1 protein-coding gene is annotated in these 438 nt (G+C 63.7%); it reads left to right on the top strand.

The features are described 5' to 3' along the window. Positions 1–438 (top strand): nucleoside recognition domain-containing protein (locus tag AWU74_RS08580; protein ID WP_162505129.1); only part of this gene is annotated, 438 nt, incomplete at both ends.

Genomic DNA, 438 nt, shown 5'->3' with positions numbered 1-438 from the left:
TCTATGTGGGAGCGCGGCTGGTCGTTCGTCAAAAAGGCGGGCAGCATCATCCTGCTCTCGGCGGTGGCGGTGTGGTTCCTGTCGAGCTTCGGCTTTTCCGGCGGCGCCTTCGGCATGGTCGAGGACATGAACGGTAGCATTCTCGCCGCCGTCGGGAACGCCGTCGCGTGGCTCTTCGCGCCGCTCGGATTCGGCGCATGGGACGCGGCGGTGGCGACCATTACGGGGCTGGTGGCAAAGGAAAACGTCGTCGGCACTATGGGGGTGCTCTACGGCTTCGCGGACGCGGCGGAGAACGGCGAGGAAATCTGGACTTCCTTCGCGGGCGGCTTCACCAAGCTGTCGGCGTTCACCTTTTTGTCGTTCAACCTGTACTGCCCCCCCTGCTTTGCCGCAATCGGCGCTATCAGGCGGGAAATGAACAGCGCGAAATGGACG

The sequence above is a fragment of the Treponema endosymbiont of Eucomonympha sp. genome (assembly GCF_001028545.1).
Note: the sequence above shows the minus strand (reverse complement) of the source record. Positions and strands in the feature narration are given on the sequence as shown.